We start from the raw sequence: 16,083 nt of genomic DNA, 5'->3' as shown, positions 1-16,083 counted from the left end.
CGCTACTCCCCGAGCCTTGTGTTACCAGCGGTACCAGCTAGCATGGATTGCACACTCCGTGCCGGGGTATTTCGCTGTCGACGACCCTGGCCGGACGAGCAGGACAGCACCGCACTCAATGAGGAGAGCGCCCGATGCCGGTATTCGACTTCCACGGCGTTTCCGTCGCCTACGACCGTGCCGGATCGGGTGATCCGATCTTGTTCCTGCACAATATCGGTGGCGACCGGCGAATCTGGTCACACCAGATGCGAGCCCTCGCAGCCACCAACAGCGTGTACGCACTGGATCTGTTCGGCTACGGCGAATCGGATATACCGACCAGTGGGTATACGGTCGACAATTACGTGCGCCTGCTCTCGGAATTCGTCGCCGATCGCGGACTGCAGAACATCACGCTGGTGGGCAATTGTTTCGGCAGCGCGCTGTCGCTGTTCTATGCCCGGCAGGAGACGCAGCGGGTGCGCGCCCTGGTGCTGTGCAGTCCGCTGACCGCCGCCACCCTGCGTCCGACACCGACCGGTTGGACCGCGAAGGCCGCCCGGCACATCCGCCTCGACGCACTGGCTTCGGCGACCAAGGTGCCCACCCTGGCGGCCACCTGGGTGGTGCGCGAACAACTCGGCCCGCGCGGCCGCCACATGGACGCCACCGCCTTCGCCGCCTTCCGCGACCGCTGGACCGAACCCCGCCGCCTGCTGGCCCCCGCCGCCATCGCCCGTGACTTCGACCGCCTGGCCGCCCTGGACGACTTCCGACCCACCCTCGCCTTCCCGCCCATCACCACCATCTGGGGTGCGAAGAACCGCATTCTCTCCGCGACCGCCGGATCGGCGCTCAACCGCACGCTCTCCCCCACCCGGTCACTGCTGCTACCCGACTGCGGCCACCTGCTCATGCTCGAGGACCCCGACACCATCACCGCCGCGATCCGCTCCGCCACCGCCTCCGCCATCGCCAGCTGACGGTCGGCCCCGGCTCAGGAGGCCGGGTAGTCGAACATGACCGTGCGCGCGGCCGGATCGGCCTCGGTGAGCCGGACCGTCACCCGCTTCCCCTCCGGCGGTCCCCCGGTGCATTTCGACAGCACGGGCGGATCGGCGACGAAGATCTCCGCCGGGCGGGTGCCATTGGCCTCGCGCAGCACGACGGCCTCGAATTCCGTACCCACCCGGGATTTCAGCACCGTGGACTCGGTGAGGTCGATACAGGCGCGCTCCAGCTTGCCCGCCACGGCATCGGTCCGGCGCATGGACTCCGCGGCGGCGTCCAGACCCTCCCGGACCCAGAGCGGAATCTCGGTGCCCGCGCAGCGCGCCAGGCAGATCTCGGTGGCGTAGCGGTCGGAGAGGCGACGCAGGGGTGCGGTCACATGAGCGTACGCCGCGCCGATGGCGCTGTGCTGCAGGGTGTCCGGGTTCTCACCGTCCAGCACGGTGTAGGACGCGCCGCGCAGCAGGCTGGTGGCCTCGGACATGAGGACCAGCGCGGCCGGGGTGTTGGGGTCCAGGCGGGCGAGCATGCGGCCCACCGGTTCGTCGGCGGGCCAGTCGATTCCGACGGCCGCGGCGGTGCGGCGCATGGACTCGGCGGCGGACGACGGCGCGGGCGGCATGGTGCGCAGCAGGCCGAGGCGGTGGGAGCCGTTGCCGTCCAGCATGATCCGGGCGGCGCACATACCGGTGAGCAGCGATACCTGCTCGTTCCAGTCGTCGGCGGCGGTACGCGGCTCCACCACCAACTGCCAGTGGTCGTCGGTATTGTCCACGCGGATCACGCTCTGCGAGGGCAGGCGCAGCGAGATGGCGCCACGCGCCAGCCCGGCCTCGATGCGCAGGCGGCCGAAGTCGGGCAGTGCGGCGATGGCGGCGGGCAAGCGACCCGCGTCGGCGTCGGCCTGCACCCCGGCGTAGTCGAGGCGGGCGCGGGAGCGGACCAGGGCGCGGGTTACCGACCAGTTCGTCGGCTCGGCGTCGGCATCCAGTTCGATGGTCCACAGCGCGGCGGGACGGTCGAGGTCGGGCAGCAGGCTGGAGCGGTCCTCCGACAGCACGCGCGGATGCAGCGGCACCGTGCCGTCGGGCAGATAGAAGGTCTGGCCGCGCACCAGGGATTCGCGGGCGAGCGCCCCGTCCGGCGCGACGACGGCCGCGACATCGGCGATGGCGTAGTGGAGTCGGAATCCCGTCGGGGTCCGTTCGAGATGCAGCGCCTGATCCAGATCCAGTGCGCCGGGCGGGTCGATGGTGACGAAGGGGATGTCGGTGCGATCGACCCGGTCGCCCGCGAACGCGTCCACCGCGTCGCGGGCCTCCGAGACGGCCTCGGCGGGATACGCCGAGGCCAACCCGAATTCGGTTCGGACGGCGCCGAAGTCGACCGGCGCCGAAACGATCCGCTGATGTAGTTCCACCGGGGGGACTGGTCCTACTGCAGGGCCAGCATGGTGCCGTTCAACTGGTCGAACGGCCCGAAGACGGTGAACACGACCCGCCCCTCCGGATACTGCGACGACAGCTTCGCCGCGGAATCCAGCGCCTGCCCGAAGGAGGCGGCGGACGGATGCGGCAGACCGGCGAGGGTCTGCCCGAAGTGGGTGTCGGCCACCCAGCGCGTATCGGCGGGAGTGAGATCCACCTGCACCCCACCCGGCAGCGGAGTCACGGCGACCGCCGAGGCGGACCCGGAACCCATCACGGCCAGCACGGCAGCGGTACCGGCGAGCAGCCCACCGGTGACCAGCTTGCGAGCAATTCGCATATAGACGAAACCTGCTTTCCGACGTTCGTTGATGCCCTTCGCCCCGTTGCTATCACCCGCAACGGAACCTTCCAACGCGCAACACTGTATGAGATCAGTCACGCTCCCGGCTAGTTCCGGGCAGAACGACCGGTCGACACGCCGTGCCGCGCCGCCTCCGGCTCGCTCCACCCGAGCTGTAGGGTTGCCGTCGCATCCGCCGCGTACCGCGGGTGGACGCGTTCTTCCGAGACCGAGCGATCCGAGGAGTTCCTTACCGCATGTCGATGATCCTCTTCGACCACCTGCTGCCCCTACTCGGCCCGGAGCAGGCCAGCTACTGGGCTCAGTTGCTCGTCGTACAACCGAACTGACCGAACAGCGGCGCACAGCGGCGGTGGCCCCCTACCGGGGTTGCCGCCGCTGTCGCGTCGAGCGCCGAAACGAGAAATCCCACACGGGGATAGCGATAGCTGTCGGCTATGCACCGGGCGGACGAGTCGGTCTGTAAGCCGGATCCTGTCCCCGGTTCGCACCGGGGGGCGGCCATCCATCTGGACACACCGTTGCCGGGTGCCTCGAGCAGTCCACCCGCAGGCTCGGGCGAGCAGCCCTCGAACGCCTGCGCAGCCGCACTCTCGCCGAGAGTGCGGCCTTCGACCTTGCTCCGGGCGGGGTTTACCGAGCCGCGCCGGTCACCCGGCGCGCTGGTGCGCTCTTACCGCACCGTTTCACCCTTACCCACACATGTCGTGTGGGCGGTTTGTTTTCTGTGGCACTGTCCCGCGGGTCGCCCCGGGTTGCCGTTAGCAACCGCCCTGCTCTGTGGAGTCCGGACTTTCCTCGGCGACGGGCGGCGGCACAGCCGTGCCCGTTCCCATCGCCGCGGCCGCCCGACCGACTCGTCCGCGCAACCAGGGTACGGTAATGGCTCATGGAGCGTGTCGAGGTGGGGTTCGAATCGGAGGGTCACCGCTGTGCGGGGTGGCTGTATCTACCGGACGGACCGCCGAAACCGCGCCCGCTGGTCATCATGGGGCACGGGCTGGGGGCGGATCGGGAAATGGGGCTGGACCGCTATGCCCGGCGGTTCGCGGCGGCCGGAATGGGTGTGCTGGCCTTCGACTATCGACATTTCGGCGGTTCGGAGGGTGAGCCGCGGCAGGTGATCAATATCGCCCGCCAGCGGGCGGACTGGCGGGCCGCCATCGCCTACGGGCGCACCCTGCGCGGCTTCGACGCCACCCGGATCGCGCTGTGGGGCAGTTCCTTCGGCGGCGGGCATGTGCTGGCGGTGGCGCCGGAGGACGACTACCTCGCCGGTGTGGTGGCGCAGTGCCCGTTCACCAGCGGCTGGTCCTCGGCCATGGCGAAGGGGCCGATCAGCCTCACCAAAACCGGCACGCTGGCGCTCACCGACCTGGTCGTCGGACCGCTGCGCCGCAAACCCGTCGGGGTGCGGCTGGCCGGACGCCGACGCACCGCGGCGCTGATGAGCGCCGCCGACGTCCCCGAGGGGTTCGGCCGTCTCGCCGAGGAGAGCACGGCCTACCGCCCGAAAGTCGCTGCCCGCGTCGGACTCTCGGTACTGTTCGACAAACCGGTCAAGCGCGTCAAGGACATCAAGGTCCCGGTGCTCTACGCGGTCTGCGAGCACGACAGCGTCGCCCCGCCCGGCCCCACCCTGGAGGCCGCCGCCCGCACCAAACACGCAGTCGTCAAGCAGTATCCGATCGGCCATTTCGACATCTACTTCGACGACTGGTTCGAGAAGGCGGTCTACGACCAGACCGAATTCCTCACCGCGGTGCTGCGTCCGTAACGCGGTGGTCAGTCACGGTCCGGCGAGGTGCCGGTGGGCGATTCGGACGGGTCGCTATCGTCCGGTGAGTCACGGTGCGGCAGGAACGGCTCCACATCCGGCGGCAGTCCCTGCGCGATACTGCGCGCCCGGGTCAGCTCGGCGTTGAACTCCGCGCCGAGCAGTACCGCGGCATTGGACAGCCACAGCCACACCAGGAACACCACCACACCCGCGAGCGAGCCGTAGGTCTTGTTGTAGGAGCCGAAATTGGCTACGTAGATGGTGAATCCGGCCGAGGCGAGCACCCACAGCAGTACGGCGAGCACGCTGCCCGGACTCAGCCACCGGAAACCCGGCTGTACGGCATTGGGCGCGGCCCAGTACAGCAGGGCGAACACCAGACTCATCAGCAGCGCCAGCACCGGCCATTTGGCGATATCCCAGACGACCACCGCCTGCTCGGCCAGTCCCAGCCAGCCGCCCACCCGGTCGGCCACCGCGCCCGTCACCACCACACCGGTGATCACCACGGCCAGCAGCACCAGCATCAACGCCGTCAGCCCGACCCGCACCGGCAGTTGCTTCCACAGCGGACGCCCCTCGCGCATCTCCAGAATCGCGTTGGTCGCCCGCATGAACGCCCCGATGTACGCCGACGCGGTCCACAGCGCCACCAGCACACCGATGATGGCGAGCTGCCCGGCGAACGGCCGTGAGCCACGCAGCTCCTCGATGGCGTCCACCAGCAGTTCGGTGCCGCTGCCCGGCCCGATCTGGCGCACGGTGTCGATCAGCGACTGGGTGGGCTCGGGTCCCAGCAGCGCCAGCCCGGAGGTGAGCACCAGCAGCCCGGGAAAGATCGACAGCACGCTGTAGAACGTCAGTGCCGCGGCGAGATCCAGCACACTGTCGTCCTGGAATTCGCGCACCGTCCGACGCAGCACACCCCGCCACGCTCGCCGACTCAGTTTCGTCGGTCCCACCGGCGCGCCCACGCCCACCGCCGCCTCGGCCATTCGTCCACCTCCAGACGCCGCCGAAGTACCCCGCGTCGTACCCGGCAAACGCCCGCGCCGGGTGGGCCCTACAGGTAGGAGGTGTCGTTGACCAGACGGACCGAGGAGCCGCCGTCGGCGTAGAACTCGGCGATGGAGAGCGAGGCCAGGTCCAGATGCAGGCGGTAGAGCAGTGACGGCCCGACCCCGAGCGCCAGTTGGAGCAGGGTCTTGATGGGCGTCACATGGCTGACCACGAGCACGTTCTCACCGGGATGCAGCGCCACCAGGTCGCGGCGCACCGCCTCGACGCGCTCGCGCACCTGGTCGAAACTCTCACCGCCCGGCGCGGGCAGCGACGGATCGCCCAGCCAGCGGGTGTGCAGTTCCGGATCGTGTTCGCGCGCCTCGCCGAACGTCATCCCCTCCCACACACCGAAATCGGTTTCGATGAGCCCGTCCAGCACCCGCACCGGCACTCCCAGCGCGTGCCCGGCGGCCTCCGCGGTCTCCCGCGCCCGATCCAGCGGCGAGGAGACGATCGCCCCGATATTGCCTTTGCCCGCAAGCATTTTCGCGGCACCCGCCGCCTGCTCCCGCCCCAGCGCCGTCAGCGGCGGATTCCCGCGCCCCGAATACCGCCGCTGCACGGACAGTTCCGTCTGCCCGTGGCGCAGCAGCAACAACCGTGTGGGTCGCCCGACAGCGCCGGTCCACCCGGGCGCGGCGGGTGCGCCGCTGCTCGACGAGACGTCACCCAGTGCCGCCGAAACACCCGACGGTCCCGAGGTGCCGTCGGGCGACGCCGCGGATATGCCTCCGCGCGGGGCGATCTCACCGCTGGATTCGCTCCCGGCACCCCGGTCGGGTGTGCTCTCTTCGAGATGCGAATCCGCAGCGGGTGCGCCCGCCGAGCGCACCGGATCGGCGGCGTTGTCGGCCAGCGCGGTGCGCACCTCCCCCACCAGGTCGCCGTCGTCCATGGCCTGATTGGCCAGGCGGTCGGCGTGCGAGTTCGCCGCGCGCGGAATCCAGTCGAAGCGCACTCCGTCGAAGCCCGCGACCAACTGCCGGGCGCGGTCGGCCAGCGGAATCATGGCCGCGTGCTTGACCTTCCAGCGACCCGACATCTGCTCGACCACGAGCTTGGAGTCCATGCGGACCGCCACCTCGGTGGCCCCGAGTTCGGCGGCGGCCTCCAGACCGGCGATGAGGCCGCGGTATTCGGCCACATTGTTGGTGGCCACACCGAGGTACTCCCAGCGCTCGGCGAGCACCCGCGCATGGTCGGCGTCCCAGACCACCGCGCCGTAACCGGCCGGTCCCGGGTTGCCGCGCGAGCCACCGTCGGCTTCGACGATCACCTTCACCGTTGTTCGCCCTCCCCGGCGCGGCCGCTCACAGTCCCGATTGCTTGGTGCGCACCAGGATCGCGCCGCATTCCGAGCAGCGCACCACCACCTCGGGGGCGGTCTTGACGATGCGGGCGATCTCGCCGCGATCGAGTTCGATCCGGCAGGCGCCGCAACGGCGGGCCTGGAGCAGGGCGGCGCCCACGCCGTAGCCGGCGCGCTGCTTGTCGTAGATCGCGGTCAGCTCGGCGGGGAAGCGACCGGCCAGGGCGGCGCGGTCGGATGCGCAGCGCTGCGCGGCGGCCTCCAGATCCCGCAATGCCTCGTCGCGCTTGCGCTGGGCCTCGGCGAGCAGCTGTTCGGCGTGGTCCAGATTGGCCCCGGCGTGATCGTGGTCGGCGGCCGCGGCCTCGCGACGCTCCATCACCTCGATGAGATCGTCCTCGAGCACCGTGCGGCGGCGTTCCAGGCTGGTCAGCTCGTGCTGGAGTTCCGAGAGCTGCTTGGCCCCGACCGATCCGGCGGTCAGCATGCCGCGGTCGCGCTCCTCGCGCTTGCGCACGGCGTCGATCTCACCCTCGAGCTTGCGGATATCGCGATCCAGGTCGTCGATGAGGATCTCCACCTTGACCGCCGCGTCCTTGCGTGCCGTCCGCTCCGACTCGAGCTGCCGCACCTCCTGCTCCTCGGGCAGCACCTTGCGGCGGTGCTCGATCCGCGTCAGCTCGGCGTCGACTGCGGCGAGGTCGAGCAGCTTGGCTTGGATCGATGGTTCGACATTCAACGCGGAGGCTCTCCTGGACGCTGTGGACAGTTCAAGACCCCCACCGTACTCCGTCGACAGCACCGATTTTTCCAACCCGCCCGCCAGCTGGGCGGATGTTCACGACGGTGGGCGACAGGGCTCATATCCGACACACTCTCGGTATGAGCGAACATCGGTACGAGGTCGAGGTGGTGTGGTCCGGGGCGACGACGGACTACCGTTCCTACAGCCGCAATCACCAACTGCTGACCGCCGGGCGGCCACCCATCCTCGCCACCTCCGACCCCCAGTTCCGGGGCGACCCCGAACGCTGGAATCCGGAGCAGTTGCTGGTCGCCTCCCTCTCGGACTGCCACATGCTCTGGTATCTGCACCTGTGCGCCACGGCCGGGGTGGTGGTCACCTCGTACCGCGACACGGCGCTGGGGGTGATGGACGACGAACGCTTCCGGACGGTCACGCTGCGGCCGCACATCACGGTCACCGACGCGGCCATGATCGACAAGGCGCACGGCCTGCACGCCGAAGCGCACCGGCGATGCTTCATCGCCAACTCGGTGAACTTCCCGGTAACGCACGAAGCGACGATCGTGGCGGAATAGCGCGCACCGCAGCGGATGTCGCGCCGGGGTGCGCCCGGTCAGCAGTCGGCCGCGCCGATGGTCCACGGGTCGGTGCGCTGCGTGGAGACGCGCGTCTCGACGCCCGGCAGCGCCGCCCGCACGAACCCCTCGGCCTGTGCGCACCAGGGGAATTCGGTGGCCCAGTGCGCGGCGTCGATGAGGGCCGGACCGCCGGAGCGCAGGTGCTCGTCGGCGGGGTGGTGGCGCAGGTCCGAGGTGACGTAGGCGTCCACGCCGAGGCGGGACACCGTCGACAGGAAGGAGTCGCCCGCTCCGCCGCACACCGCCACCGTGCGGATAACGCGTTCGGGATCTCCGGCGGCGCGTACGCCCCAGGTGGTGGCGGGCAGCGTCGCGCGGACGCGGGCCGTGAATTTCCGCAGCGTCTGCGGCTGCGCCAGCTCGCCGACCCGGCCGATGCCCAGCCCGGACGGCAGCGGCGCTCGTTCGGTCACGTGGAAGGCCGGTTCCTCGTACGGGTGCGCCGCCCGCAGTGCGGTCAGCACCGCCCGCCGCGCCGCTGGCGGTGCCACCACCTCGATGCGGTCCTCGGGCACGAGCTGCAACTCCCCCACCGCCCCGATGGCGGGGGCGGCTCCGTCGAGGGGCCGGAACTGTCCCGTGCCGGTGACCGACCAGCTCGCCTCCCGATAGTTCCCGACCGCCCCCGCACCGGCCGCGAACAGCGCCGCGCGCACCGCGTCGGTATGCGTGCTCGGCACCAGCACCTCCCACTCATCCTGCGCCGCAACCGGTTTGGGATCCAGCGGACCGGTGACCGTCAGCCCGATGGCGTGCGCCAACGCATCCGACACCCCCGGGTCCGCGGAATCGGCATTGGTATGCGCCGTGAACAGCGCGCAGCCCGAGCGGATCAGCCGGTGCAGCAGCGCGCCCTTCGGCGTACTCGCCGCCACCGTGTCCACACCGCGCAGCAGCAGCGGATGGTGCACCACCAGGGCCTGCGCACCCCACTCGACGGCCTCGTCCACCACCGCGGCGGTCGCGTCCACGGCGAACAGCACCCGGGTCACCGCCTCGTCGGGATCGCCGCAGACCAGACCCACCGAGTCCCAGGATTCCGCCAGCCGCGGCGGATACGCCGCGTCCAGCACCCCGATGACATCCGCCAACCGCACCGCCGTCACGATCAACCTCCTCCACTGCCCGAACGAACCGCACTCATCCGTCTGCGCGCCGGTTCACAGTCCGACGTCTTCGATGGCCGCGACCAGGCGGTCCACCTCGGCCGGAGGACGCACCGCCACCCGCAGGAAACCGGCCGCCAGCCCCGGAAACGTATCACCCCGGCGCACGGCAATTCCCTTGTCGGCCAGCCGCTTCCGCAACAATTCCGCATCCGGGACGCGAATCAGCAGAAATGGTCCCGCCGCGGGCTCGTGCACGGCGATGCCGAGCGTACGCAGCCGGGGAATCATGGCGGCGCGGTCGGCGGCAATGACCTCCGCCTTGCGGCGCGTCTCGACCACGGCGGCCGGCGCGCTGGTCGCGGCGATGGCCTCCAATTGCAGGGAGCCCAGCGGCCAGTGCGGACGGCCGTGGTTCAGCCGCGCCAGCACCGGGGGCGCGCCGAGGACGTAGCCGCAGCGCAGCCCTGCCAGCGCCCAGGTCTTGGTGAGGCTGCGCAGCACCAGCACATCGGGAAAGTCCATGCCGGACAGGGTTTCCGGCTCACCCGGCACGGCGTCGGCGAAGGCTTCGTCCACCACCACGATCCGCCCGGGACGGCGCAGCGCCAGCAGCGCCTCGGCCGGATGCAGCACCGACGTGGGATTGGTCGGATTGCCCACCACCACGAGGTCGGCCTGCTCGGGCACCAGCCCGGCGTCGAGCGTGTACGGCGGCTCCAACACCACCCGCGTCACCGGCACCCCGGCCTCTCGCAGCGCCAACTCCGGTTCGGTGAACGACGGATGGATCACCGCCGCCAGCCGTGCCCCCAGCCGCGGCAGCATGGCGAACCCCTCCGCCGCCCCGGCCAGCAACAGCACGTCCTCGGCCCGCCGCCCGTGCCGCGCCGCCACCGCCGCCCGCGCGGCCGCCTCCTCGCCACTGTCCGGATACCGCCCCAGCTCCCCCAGCCGCCCGGCCAACCGTTGCCGCAACCACTCCGGCGGCGCGGTCCCCTGCACGTTCACCGCGAAGTCGACCATCCCCGGCCGCGCGTCGACATCCCCGTGGTGGCGCAACCGCTGGTGATCGACAAAGCCGGGCGGCTCGGTTGCCGCACGAGCCGGATCGGCGGCGGGCACATCCACCGTGTGCCGATCGGCGGGCCGCACCCCGACGGATCCCCCGCGACGGTCGACTCCCGCGCTCTCGGCCGATCGCTCGACCGCCGCGCGATCACCCGCCGCGTCGAATTCGCGTCTCACCGCACCTCCCGATCCACGACTCACCGTTGCTCCCGACACATCGCCCGCCGCTACTCCTGATTCACGGCTCGCCGTGGTGTCCTCCGGCACAGCTCAACACCCTACGTGGCAGCCCCGTAGGTGGACCCGACACAATGGCTGTTGTGGGCGAGCTGCATGTGACCTTCATCTGCACCGGCAATATCTGTCGGTCGCCGATGGCCGAGAAGATCTTCGCCGCGCATCTCGAGCGCGCCGGTCTGGCGGACCGGGTGCGGGTGAGCAGCGCGGGCACCGGCAGCTGGCACGTCGGCGACGACGCCGATCCGCGTACCACCGACGAACTGCGGCGACACGGATACCCGGTCGGCCATGTGGCGGCGGTGATCGGCGACGACCACCGCGACGCCGATCTGCTGATCGCACTCGACACCTCGCACGAGCGGGCGCTGGCGCGGCTGGGGGTGCCGTCGGAGGCGCGGCGGCTGCTGCGCAGCTTCGACCCGGAGGCCGACGGTCCCGATATCGCCGATCCGTACTACGGCGATCGGCGCGATTTCGAACTGGTGCGCCAGCAGATCGAGGCCGCCGTCCCCGGCCTGCTGGACTGGGTGCGCGACCAACTCGGTGAGCCGCGGCGGGGCACGGCATGAGCGGCCGGTCGGCGCTGCGGCGCCTCGGCTTCCTGCTGCGACCCAGCTGGCTGATCCTGGCCGTGGTGGTGGCCGGTTTCGCCTATATGTGCTTCACCGTGCTCGCCCCCTGGCAGCTGGGCAAGAACTCCGCCACCGAGCATCGCAATCAGCGGATCGCCGATTCGGTGCGGGCCGCGCCGGTCGACGTCACCGCCCTGCTCGACGGCACCGACACCGACAGTGAGTGGCAGCGCGTCACCGCGAACGGCGGCTACGTGCCCGACTCCACGCTGCTGGTGCGTTTGCGACATCTCGACGGCGCACCCGCCTTCGCGGTGCTGGCCGCCTTCCGGCTCGACGACGGCCGCACGGTGCTGGTCGACCGCGGCATGGTGGCCGCCGTCGACGGCACGCGACCCCCCGCCATCGCGGATCCGCCCGCCGGGCCGCAGCGCCTGGAGGCGCGGGTGCGCAACTCCGAGGGCGTTCCCGAGGACAAGCTGCCGATGACCGAGAACGGCCTGCGTCAGGTGTACTCCATCGACACCACGCAGGCGGCGCAGGTGCTCGACCTGCCGATCACCGCGATCCCCACCGACGGCCGCGGCGGCTACCTGCAACTGTCGGAGGGTCAGCCGGGCGTCTTCACCCCGGTCCCGCTGCCGCAGCTGGACGCCGGACCGTATCTCTCCTACGGCCTGCAATGGTTGGCGTTCGGCATCATGGCCCCGCTCGGCCTCGGCTATTTCGTCTACGCCGAACTCCGCGCCCGCCGCCGCGAGAACACCGCGACCGGCTCCGACGACCCGAACCCGGCCGAACCGATCACCCCGCCGGACATGGACGCGGACGCCGCCACCCCGGCTCCGCCGCGCCAGGCACAGACCACCGAGGCCCGGTTGGCCGACCGCTACGGCGGCACCCGCCGCTGAGGGCCGAGGTCACGCGAGCGACCGCACCCCGGGCGACGATCCGGGGCACGGCCGCGGCGACCCGTTCGACTCAGCCGGCACGGGTGACGCGCTGCGTGATTCGCAGATCCGGCCACGGCGGCCGACGCAGGATCGCGCCGGTGACGAGACCGGCCGCGACCAACCCGACCAATTCGGCCAGCAGGGCGATCCGGGTGTGATCGAAGGCGGGTTCGAACCGTACCGCCCCCTCGCGGATCACATACATCCCGACCGGACGAAGCGCCTTCCGGAAGTACCCCGTCCGGCTGACCGGGACGATCGTCGTCCCGTCCGGCGTCTGATACGGCGTTCCGAACGCCTCTCCCCCGTCCGCCGTCGGCCACTCGGCCAGTCGATCCCGCACGCTCATCTCGCCACCTCAATCGTGAGTCCCTGCGCCACATCGTGTTTCGACAACGACGCATGAACCAGGGTAGGCCGGGACATGTTTCGCCCGTGGGCGGTCGACGCGATATCCACTCCCCGAGCCGCTTTGGGCGCATTGCACAGCCGATCCCGGATTCCAAGGCAATTCCACAAATTCGCGAGAATGCGTCGCTATCGCTGTGATCCACGCCATAGATTCCGAGCCGCTTCACCTCGTCACGCTCTACCCCAGGAATACCTATGCGCCAACGTCTCACCCTTCTCGCCGCCACCACCGCCTGCTGCCTGTTCGCCACCGGCACGGCGTCGGCGGGAACCATTTCCTTCGCCCCGGCGGTGAATTCCCCGACGGGCGGTAATTTCCCGTCCTGGGGTCCCGGCCCGGCCCCGATCGGCGTGGTCACCGCCGATTTCAACGGCGACGGCAAGGCCGATATCGTCAGCGCCGATTTCGGCGGTCCGGGTCCGGTGCTCATGACCGGCAGGGGGGACGGCACCTTCGACCCGGGGACGCGGGTCGGCACGCCCGGCAACGGGTACGGCGCGGTCGCCGCCGGTGATCTCAATGGCGACGGCCGTCCCGATGTGGTGGCCCAGGCGTGGACGTTCGTCGCGACCTTCATCAACAACGGCGACGGCACCTTCGCCGACGCCAGGACCTATCCGACGCTGGAGGGGGCGCAGCAGGAGGTCATCGTCGCGGATGTGAACGGTGACGGCAAACAGGATGTGCTGAGCCTGGTGCCCGCCGGAGTGAAGACCTGGCTGGGCAAGGGCAACGGCGAACTCGACGGCAAGGGTTCGGTGACCATTCCGGGTGCCCCCACGGCCTTCACCGTCGGGAATTTCGATGGTGACGGGAAACCCGATATCGCTGTCAACAATACTGTGCTGCAACGGGTGCACGTGGCGACCAACCGCGGCGACGGCAGTTTCGACCTGCGCGGCGGCAGCACCTCCGGACTGGTCACCGAGGATATCCGTGCCGGTGATTTCACCGGTGACGGAATCGACGACGTGATCACCGCCGATTCGTTCTCCTTCAGCACCACGGTGCTCGTCTCCGACGGCAAGGGTGACTTCTCGAAGACCAACCGGGTACCGCTGTCCGGACTCGGCCCCACCAGTATCGCGGTGGGCGATTTCGACCGCGACGGCAATCTCGACGCCGTCATGTCCGCCGTACTGAATTCCAAGATCATGGTATTCAGCGGGAACGGGGACGGCACCATCGGCCGCGCCGGTGACCACGACGTCACCTCGCAGCCGCAGACTCCGGCACTGGCCGACTACGACGGCGACGGCAAGCTGGATGTGGTGGTGGCGGGCAGCGCCAATGAGCTCTCCTTCCTGAAGAACCAGTCCTGACCACCCCGCCGCGCCCCACCCGCCGGGGGCGCGGCGGCGGGTCGACTACCCTCGCCGAGTGCGTACCGGGACATCGACCGCAGCGGGACTGCTGCTCGGATTCGCGCTGGACCGCCTGTTCGGCGACCCGCGCCGCTGCCATCCGGTGGCCGGATTCGGTTCGGCGGCAATGGCATTGGAGACCAGGACCTATCGGGACAGCCGGGCGGCGGGCGTGCTGCACGAAGTGGTGCTGGTGGGTGCCGTGACCGCTGTCGGGGTGGCGGCACACCGGGCGGGATCGGGCCGGGTACCGCTCACCGCCGCCGCCACCTGGACCGTGCTCGGCGGCCGCAGCCTGGCCCGCACCGGCCGCGCCATGGCCGACCGACTGGAGGCCGACGACCTGGCCGGGGCGCGGGAGCTGCTGCCGTCGCTGTGCGGTCGCGACCCCGCGGTCCTCGACGCCGACGGATTGGCCCGGGCCGCACTGGAATCCATTGCCGAGAACACCTCGGACGCGACGGTCGCCCCGCTGTTCTGGGGTGCGGTGGCCGGTATTCCCGGCCTGCTGGCCTACCGCGCGATCAACACCCTCGACGCCATGATCGGCTACCGGAACCAGCGCTATCGACATTTCGGCTGGGCCGCCGCCCGCACCGACGACGTGGCCAATCTGGTGCCCGCCCGCCTCGCGGGAGCCCTCACCACCGCGCTGGCCCCGCTGGTCGGCGGCCGTCCCGCCGACGCCTGGCGGGCCTGGCGACGCGATGCGGCCGGCCATCCGAGCCCCAATGCGGGTGTGGCCGAAGCCACCGTGGCCGGGGCGCTGGGCGTCGGCCTCGGCGGCCGCACCGAGTACCGGCACGGTGTCGAGATGCGACCCACGCTCGGCGACGGTCCCGCGCCCCGGGTCCCGGACCTGCGCCGCGCGGTCGTTCTCTCCGAGGCGGTGCAACTCGCGGCGGCCCTCACCGCGGCGGGTTTCGCGGCGGCTCGTGGCCATCGAAAGAAGCAGACGACCGACCGGTTCGTGTAGATATATCCCGACGACCCGAACGACCGGTGGCCGCGTCCCGCAGCGGGATGTCACATCCGCCCGTCCCGTGTCGTCCTCCTGATGCACAGGAAGTACGTCGCCCCCGGGCGACCCGAACGAACGGCGAAACAGTGGCGACCGACAGCACCCCCGACCCGACCGACCTGGCCCGGCAGTTCGAGGAGCATCGTCCCTATCTGCGCCGGGTCGCGTACAGCACGCTCGGCAGCCTCAGCGACGCCGACGACGTGGTGCAGGAGGCGTGGCTGCGCTTGCAGCGATATCACGAGGGCAATCCGGGCGCGGAGATCGAGAATCTGCGCGCCTGGCTGACCACGGTCACCGGCCGCCTGGCGCTCGACCACCTGGGTTCGGCGCGCGCCCGCCGCGAACAGTACGTGGGTGAATGGCTGCCCGAACCGGAGGTGAGCGCCTGGGAGGACGATCCGGCCGACCGGGTCACCCAGGACGACCGGGTCACCACCGCCCTACTGGTGGTGCTGGAGTCGCTCTCCCCCGCCGAGCGCACCGCCTTCGTCCTCCAGGAGGTGTTCGGCATGACCGGCCCGGAGGTCGCCGAGGTGGTGGGCCGCACGCCGGCGGCGGTGCGGCAGTTGGCCTCCCGTGCCCGCAAACATGTGCAGGAGGGCACCCCGCGCTTCCCGGCCAGCCGCGACGAGCACGCCAAGGTGGTGTCGGCCTTCGCGGTGGCGTGGCGCTCGGGCGATCTGAACGCCCTGGTGGGCATCCTCGACAAGGACGTCACCTTCACCGCCGACGGCGGCGGCAAGGTACTGGCGTTCCTGGAACCGCTGCGCGGCGCGCGGACGGTGGCCGACACCCTCATGTCCTTCCTGCGTGCGGCGAGCGAGGTCGAGAACGCGTGGCTGCGCAAGGTCACCGTCACCGGTCGGCCGGGCCTGATCGTGTTCGACGGCAAGCACATCGGCGTCTTCTCCTTCACCGTCGACAACGGCCGGATCACGGCCATCGACGCGGTGCGCAACCCGGACAAGCTGCGCGACCTGCCGATGGACGGCGACCCGGATTGGACCCTCGGACGCTAGT

At 70.4% G+C, this 16,083-nt stretch carries 16 protein-coding genes and 1 other RNA gene; 8 read left to right on the top strand and 9 right to left on the bottom strand.

All coding sequences use genetic code 11. From position 1 onward, the window contains the following. The first annotated feature begins 134 nt into the window (after positions 1 to 134). Positions 135 to 965, top strand: a complete 831-nt coding sequence (locus tag ON31_RS09805; RefSeq protein ID WP_051037046.1) for an alpha/beta fold hydrolase — start codon at positions 135 to 137, stop codon at positions 963 to 965. A gap of 14 nt (positions 966 to 979) precedes the next feature. Here the strand turns inward: ON31_RS09805 and ON31_RS09800 are convergent, their stop codons facing one another. The 3 genes from ON31_RS09800 to rnpB all read right to left on the bottom strand — a co-directional run bounded on the left by ON31_RS09800 (position 980) and on the right by rnpB (position 3,644). Next, entirely contained in the window at positions 980 to 2,413 is a 1,434-nt protein-coding gene (locus tag ON31_RS09800) for an RNB domain-containing ribonuclease (protein WP_039811812.1), read from the bottom strand. A 14-nt stretch (positions 2,414 to 2,427) separates the two neighbouring features. Beyond that, entirely contained in the window at positions 2,428 to 2,760 is a 333-nt protein-coding gene (locus ON31_RS09795; protein WP_029932592.1) for a hypothetical protein, read from the bottom strand. A 471-nt stretch (positions 2,761 to 3,231) separates the two neighbouring features. Beyond that, an RNA gene (gene rnpB / locus ON31_RS34590) (RNase P RNA component class A) lies at positions 3,232 to 3,644 on the bottom strand. A gap of 29 nt (positions 3,645 to 3,673) precedes the next feature. Here rnpB and ON31_RS09790 point away from each other — a divergent pair. Continuing rightward, entirely contained in the window at positions 3,674 to 4,561 is an 888-nt protein-coding gene (locus tag ON31_RS09790; protein ID WP_029932593.1) for an alpha/beta hydrolase, read from the top strand. 8 nt (positions 4,562 to 4,569) lie between these two features. Here the strand turns inward: ON31_RS09790 and ON31_RS09785 are convergent, their stop codons facing one another. The 3 genes from ON31_RS09785 to ON31_RS09775 all read right to left on the bottom strand — a co-directional run bounded on the left by ON31_RS09785 (position 4,570) and on the right by ON31_RS09775 (position 7,674). After that, on the bottom strand, positions 4,570 to 5,559 hold the full coding sequence (locus ON31_RS09785) for a YihY/virulence factor BrkB family protein (RefSeq protein WP_039811810.1): 990 nt from the start codon (positions 5,557 to 5,559) through the stop codon (positions 4,570 to 4,572). 68 nt (positions 5,560 to 5,627) lie between these two features. Beyond that, positions 5,628 to 6,908 carry a bifunctional RNase H/acid phosphatase gene (locus ON31_RS09780; RefSeq protein ID WP_039811808.1) on the bottom strand — a complete coding sequence of 427 codons (1,281 nt, stop codon included), beginning with the start codon at positions 6,906 to 6,908 and terminating at the stop codon, positions 5,628 to 5,630. A 28-nt stretch (positions 6,909 to 6,936) separates the two neighbouring features. After that, on the bottom strand, positions 6,937 to 7,674 hold the full coding sequence (locus ON31_RS09775; protein ID WP_039811805.1) for a zinc ribbon domain-containing protein: 738 nt from the start codon (positions 7,672 to 7,674) through the stop codon (positions 6,937 to 6,939). Positions 7,675 to 7,817: 143 nt separating this feature from the next. Here ON31_RS09775 and ON31_RS09770 point away from each other — a divergent pair, with 143 nt between their 5' ends. Then, the gene (locus ON31_RS09770; protein WP_039811802.1) at positions 7,818 to 8,258 is read left to right on the top strand and encodes an OsmC family protein; all 441 of its coding nucleotides are present in this window, start codon (positions 7,818 to 7,820) and stop codon (positions 8,256 to 8,258) included. A gap of 38 nt (positions 8,259 to 8,296) precedes the next feature. On the opposite strand, the gene ON31_RS09765 is transcribed toward ON31_RS09770, so the two are convergent. Together ON31_RS09765 and cobC are read right to left on the bottom strand one after the other, a co-directional pair. Beyond that, positions 8,297 to 9,427, bottom strand: coding sequence for a Nif3-like dinuclear metal center hexameric protein (locus tag ON31_RS09765; protein WP_039811933.1), 1,131 nt, complete (start codon positions 9,425 to 9,427; stop codon positions 8,297 to 8,299). Between the two features lie 54 nt (positions 9,428 to 9,481). Beyond that, positions 9,482 to 10,552 carry an Rv2231c family histidinol phosphate aminotransferase CobC gene (gene cobC, locus ON31_RS09760; RefSeq protein ID WP_051037057.1) on the bottom strand — a complete coding sequence of 357 codons (1,071 nt, stop codon included), beginning with the start codon at positions 10,550 to 10,552 and terminating at the stop codon, positions 9,482 to 9,484. A 257-nt stretch (positions 10,553 to 10,809) separates the two neighbouring features. On the opposite strand from cobC, the gene ON31_RS09755 reads away from it, so the two are divergent. Together ON31_RS09755 and ON31_RS09750 are read left to right on the top strand one after the other, a co-directional pair. Then, positions 10,810 to 11,307 (top strand): low molecular weight protein-tyrosine-phosphatase, encoded by a 498-nt coding sequence (locus ON31_RS09755; protein WP_039811799.1) that lies wholly within the window; start codon positions 10,810 to 10,812, stop codon positions 11,305 to 11,307. Between the two features lie 14 nt (positions 11,308 to 11,321). Beyond that, positions 11,322 to 12,221, top strand: coding sequence for an SURF1 family cytochrome oxidase biogenesis protein (locus ON31_RS09750; protein ID WP_039811927.1), 900 nt, complete (start codon positions 11,322 to 11,324; stop codon positions 12,219 to 12,221). A gap of 70 nt (positions 12,222 to 12,291) precedes the next feature. On the opposite strand, the gene ON31_RS09745 is transcribed toward ON31_RS09750, so the two are convergent. Continuing rightward, positions 12,292 to 12,612, bottom strand: a complete 321-nt coding sequence (locus tag ON31_RS09745; RefSeq protein ID WP_039811797.1) for a GerW family sporulation protein — start codon at positions 12,610 to 12,612, stop codon at positions 12,292 to 12,294. Positions 12,613 to 12,869: 257 nt separating this feature from the next. Between ON31_RS09745 and ON31_RS09740 the strand changes: the two genes are divergently transcribed. The 3 genes from ON31_RS09740 (at position 12,870) to sigJ (ending at position 16,082) form a co-directional block, all read left to right on the top strand. Then, entirely contained in the window at positions 12,870 to 13,997 is a 1,128-nt protein-coding gene (locus ON31_RS09740) for an FG-GAP repeat domain-containing protein (protein WP_039811795.1), read from the top strand. A 58-nt stretch (positions 13,998 to 14,055) separates the two neighbouring features. Beyond that, entirely contained in the window at positions 14,056 to 15,015 is a 960-nt protein-coding gene (locus ON31_RS09735) for a cobalamin biosynthesis protein (RefSeq protein WP_039811793.1), read from the top strand. Positions 15,016 to 15,146: 131 nt separating this feature from the next. Next, complete coding sequence (gene sigJ / locus ON31_RS09730; RefSeq protein ID WP_039811791.1) at positions 15,147 to 16,082, top strand: RNA polymerase sigma factor SigJ; 936 nt, start codon at positions 15,147 to 15,149, stop codon at positions 16,080 to 16,082. The last annotated feature ends 1 nt before the right edge of the window (position 16,083 follow it).

The organism is Nocardia otitidiscaviarum NBRC 14405 (assembly GCF_000308635.1).
In the GTDB taxonomy this organism is placed as follows: domain Bacteria; phylum Actinomycetota; class Actinomycetes; order Mycobacteriales; family Mycobacteriaceae; genus Nocardia; species Nocardia otitidiscaviarum.
Note: the sequence above shows the minus strand (reverse complement) of the source record. Positions and strands in the feature narration are given on the sequence as shown.

Excerpts from the sequence above, each read along its gene's own strand:
- ON31_RS09770 (WP_039811802.1), top strand. The coding sequence starts at position 7,818 with ATGAGCGAACATCGGTACGAGGTCGAGGTGGTGTGGTCCGGGGCGACG.
- ON31_RS09740 (WP_039811795.1), top strand. The coding sequence starts at position 12,870 with ATGCGCCAACGTCTCACCCTTCTCGCCGCCACCACCGCCTGCTGCCTG.
- ON31_RS09805 (WP_051037046.1), top strand. The coding sequence starts at position 135 with ATGCCGGTATTCGACTTCCACGGCGTTTCCGTCGCCTACGACCGTGCC.
- ON31_RS09790 (WP_029932593.1), top strand. The coding sequence starts at position 3,674 with ATGGAGCGTGTCGAGGTGGGGTTCGAATCGGAGGGTCACCGCTGTGCG.
- ON31_RS09795 (WP_029932592.1), bottom strand. The coding sequence starts at position 2,760 with ATGCGAATTGCTCGCAAGCTGGTCACCGGTGGGCTGCTCGCCGGTACC.
- ON31_RS09755 (WP_039811799.1), top strand. The coding sequence starts at position 10,810 with ATGGCTGTTGTGGGCGAGCTGCATGTGACCTTCATCTGCACCGGCAAT.
- ON31_RS09745 (WP_039811797.1), bottom strand. The coding sequence starts at position 12,612 with ATGAGCGTGCGGGATCGACTGGCCGAGTGGCCGACGGCGGACGGGGGA.
- ON31_RS09785 (WP_039811810.1), bottom strand. The coding sequence starts at position 5,559 with ATGGCCGAGGCGGCGGTGGGCGTGGGCGCGCCGGTGGGACCGACGAAA.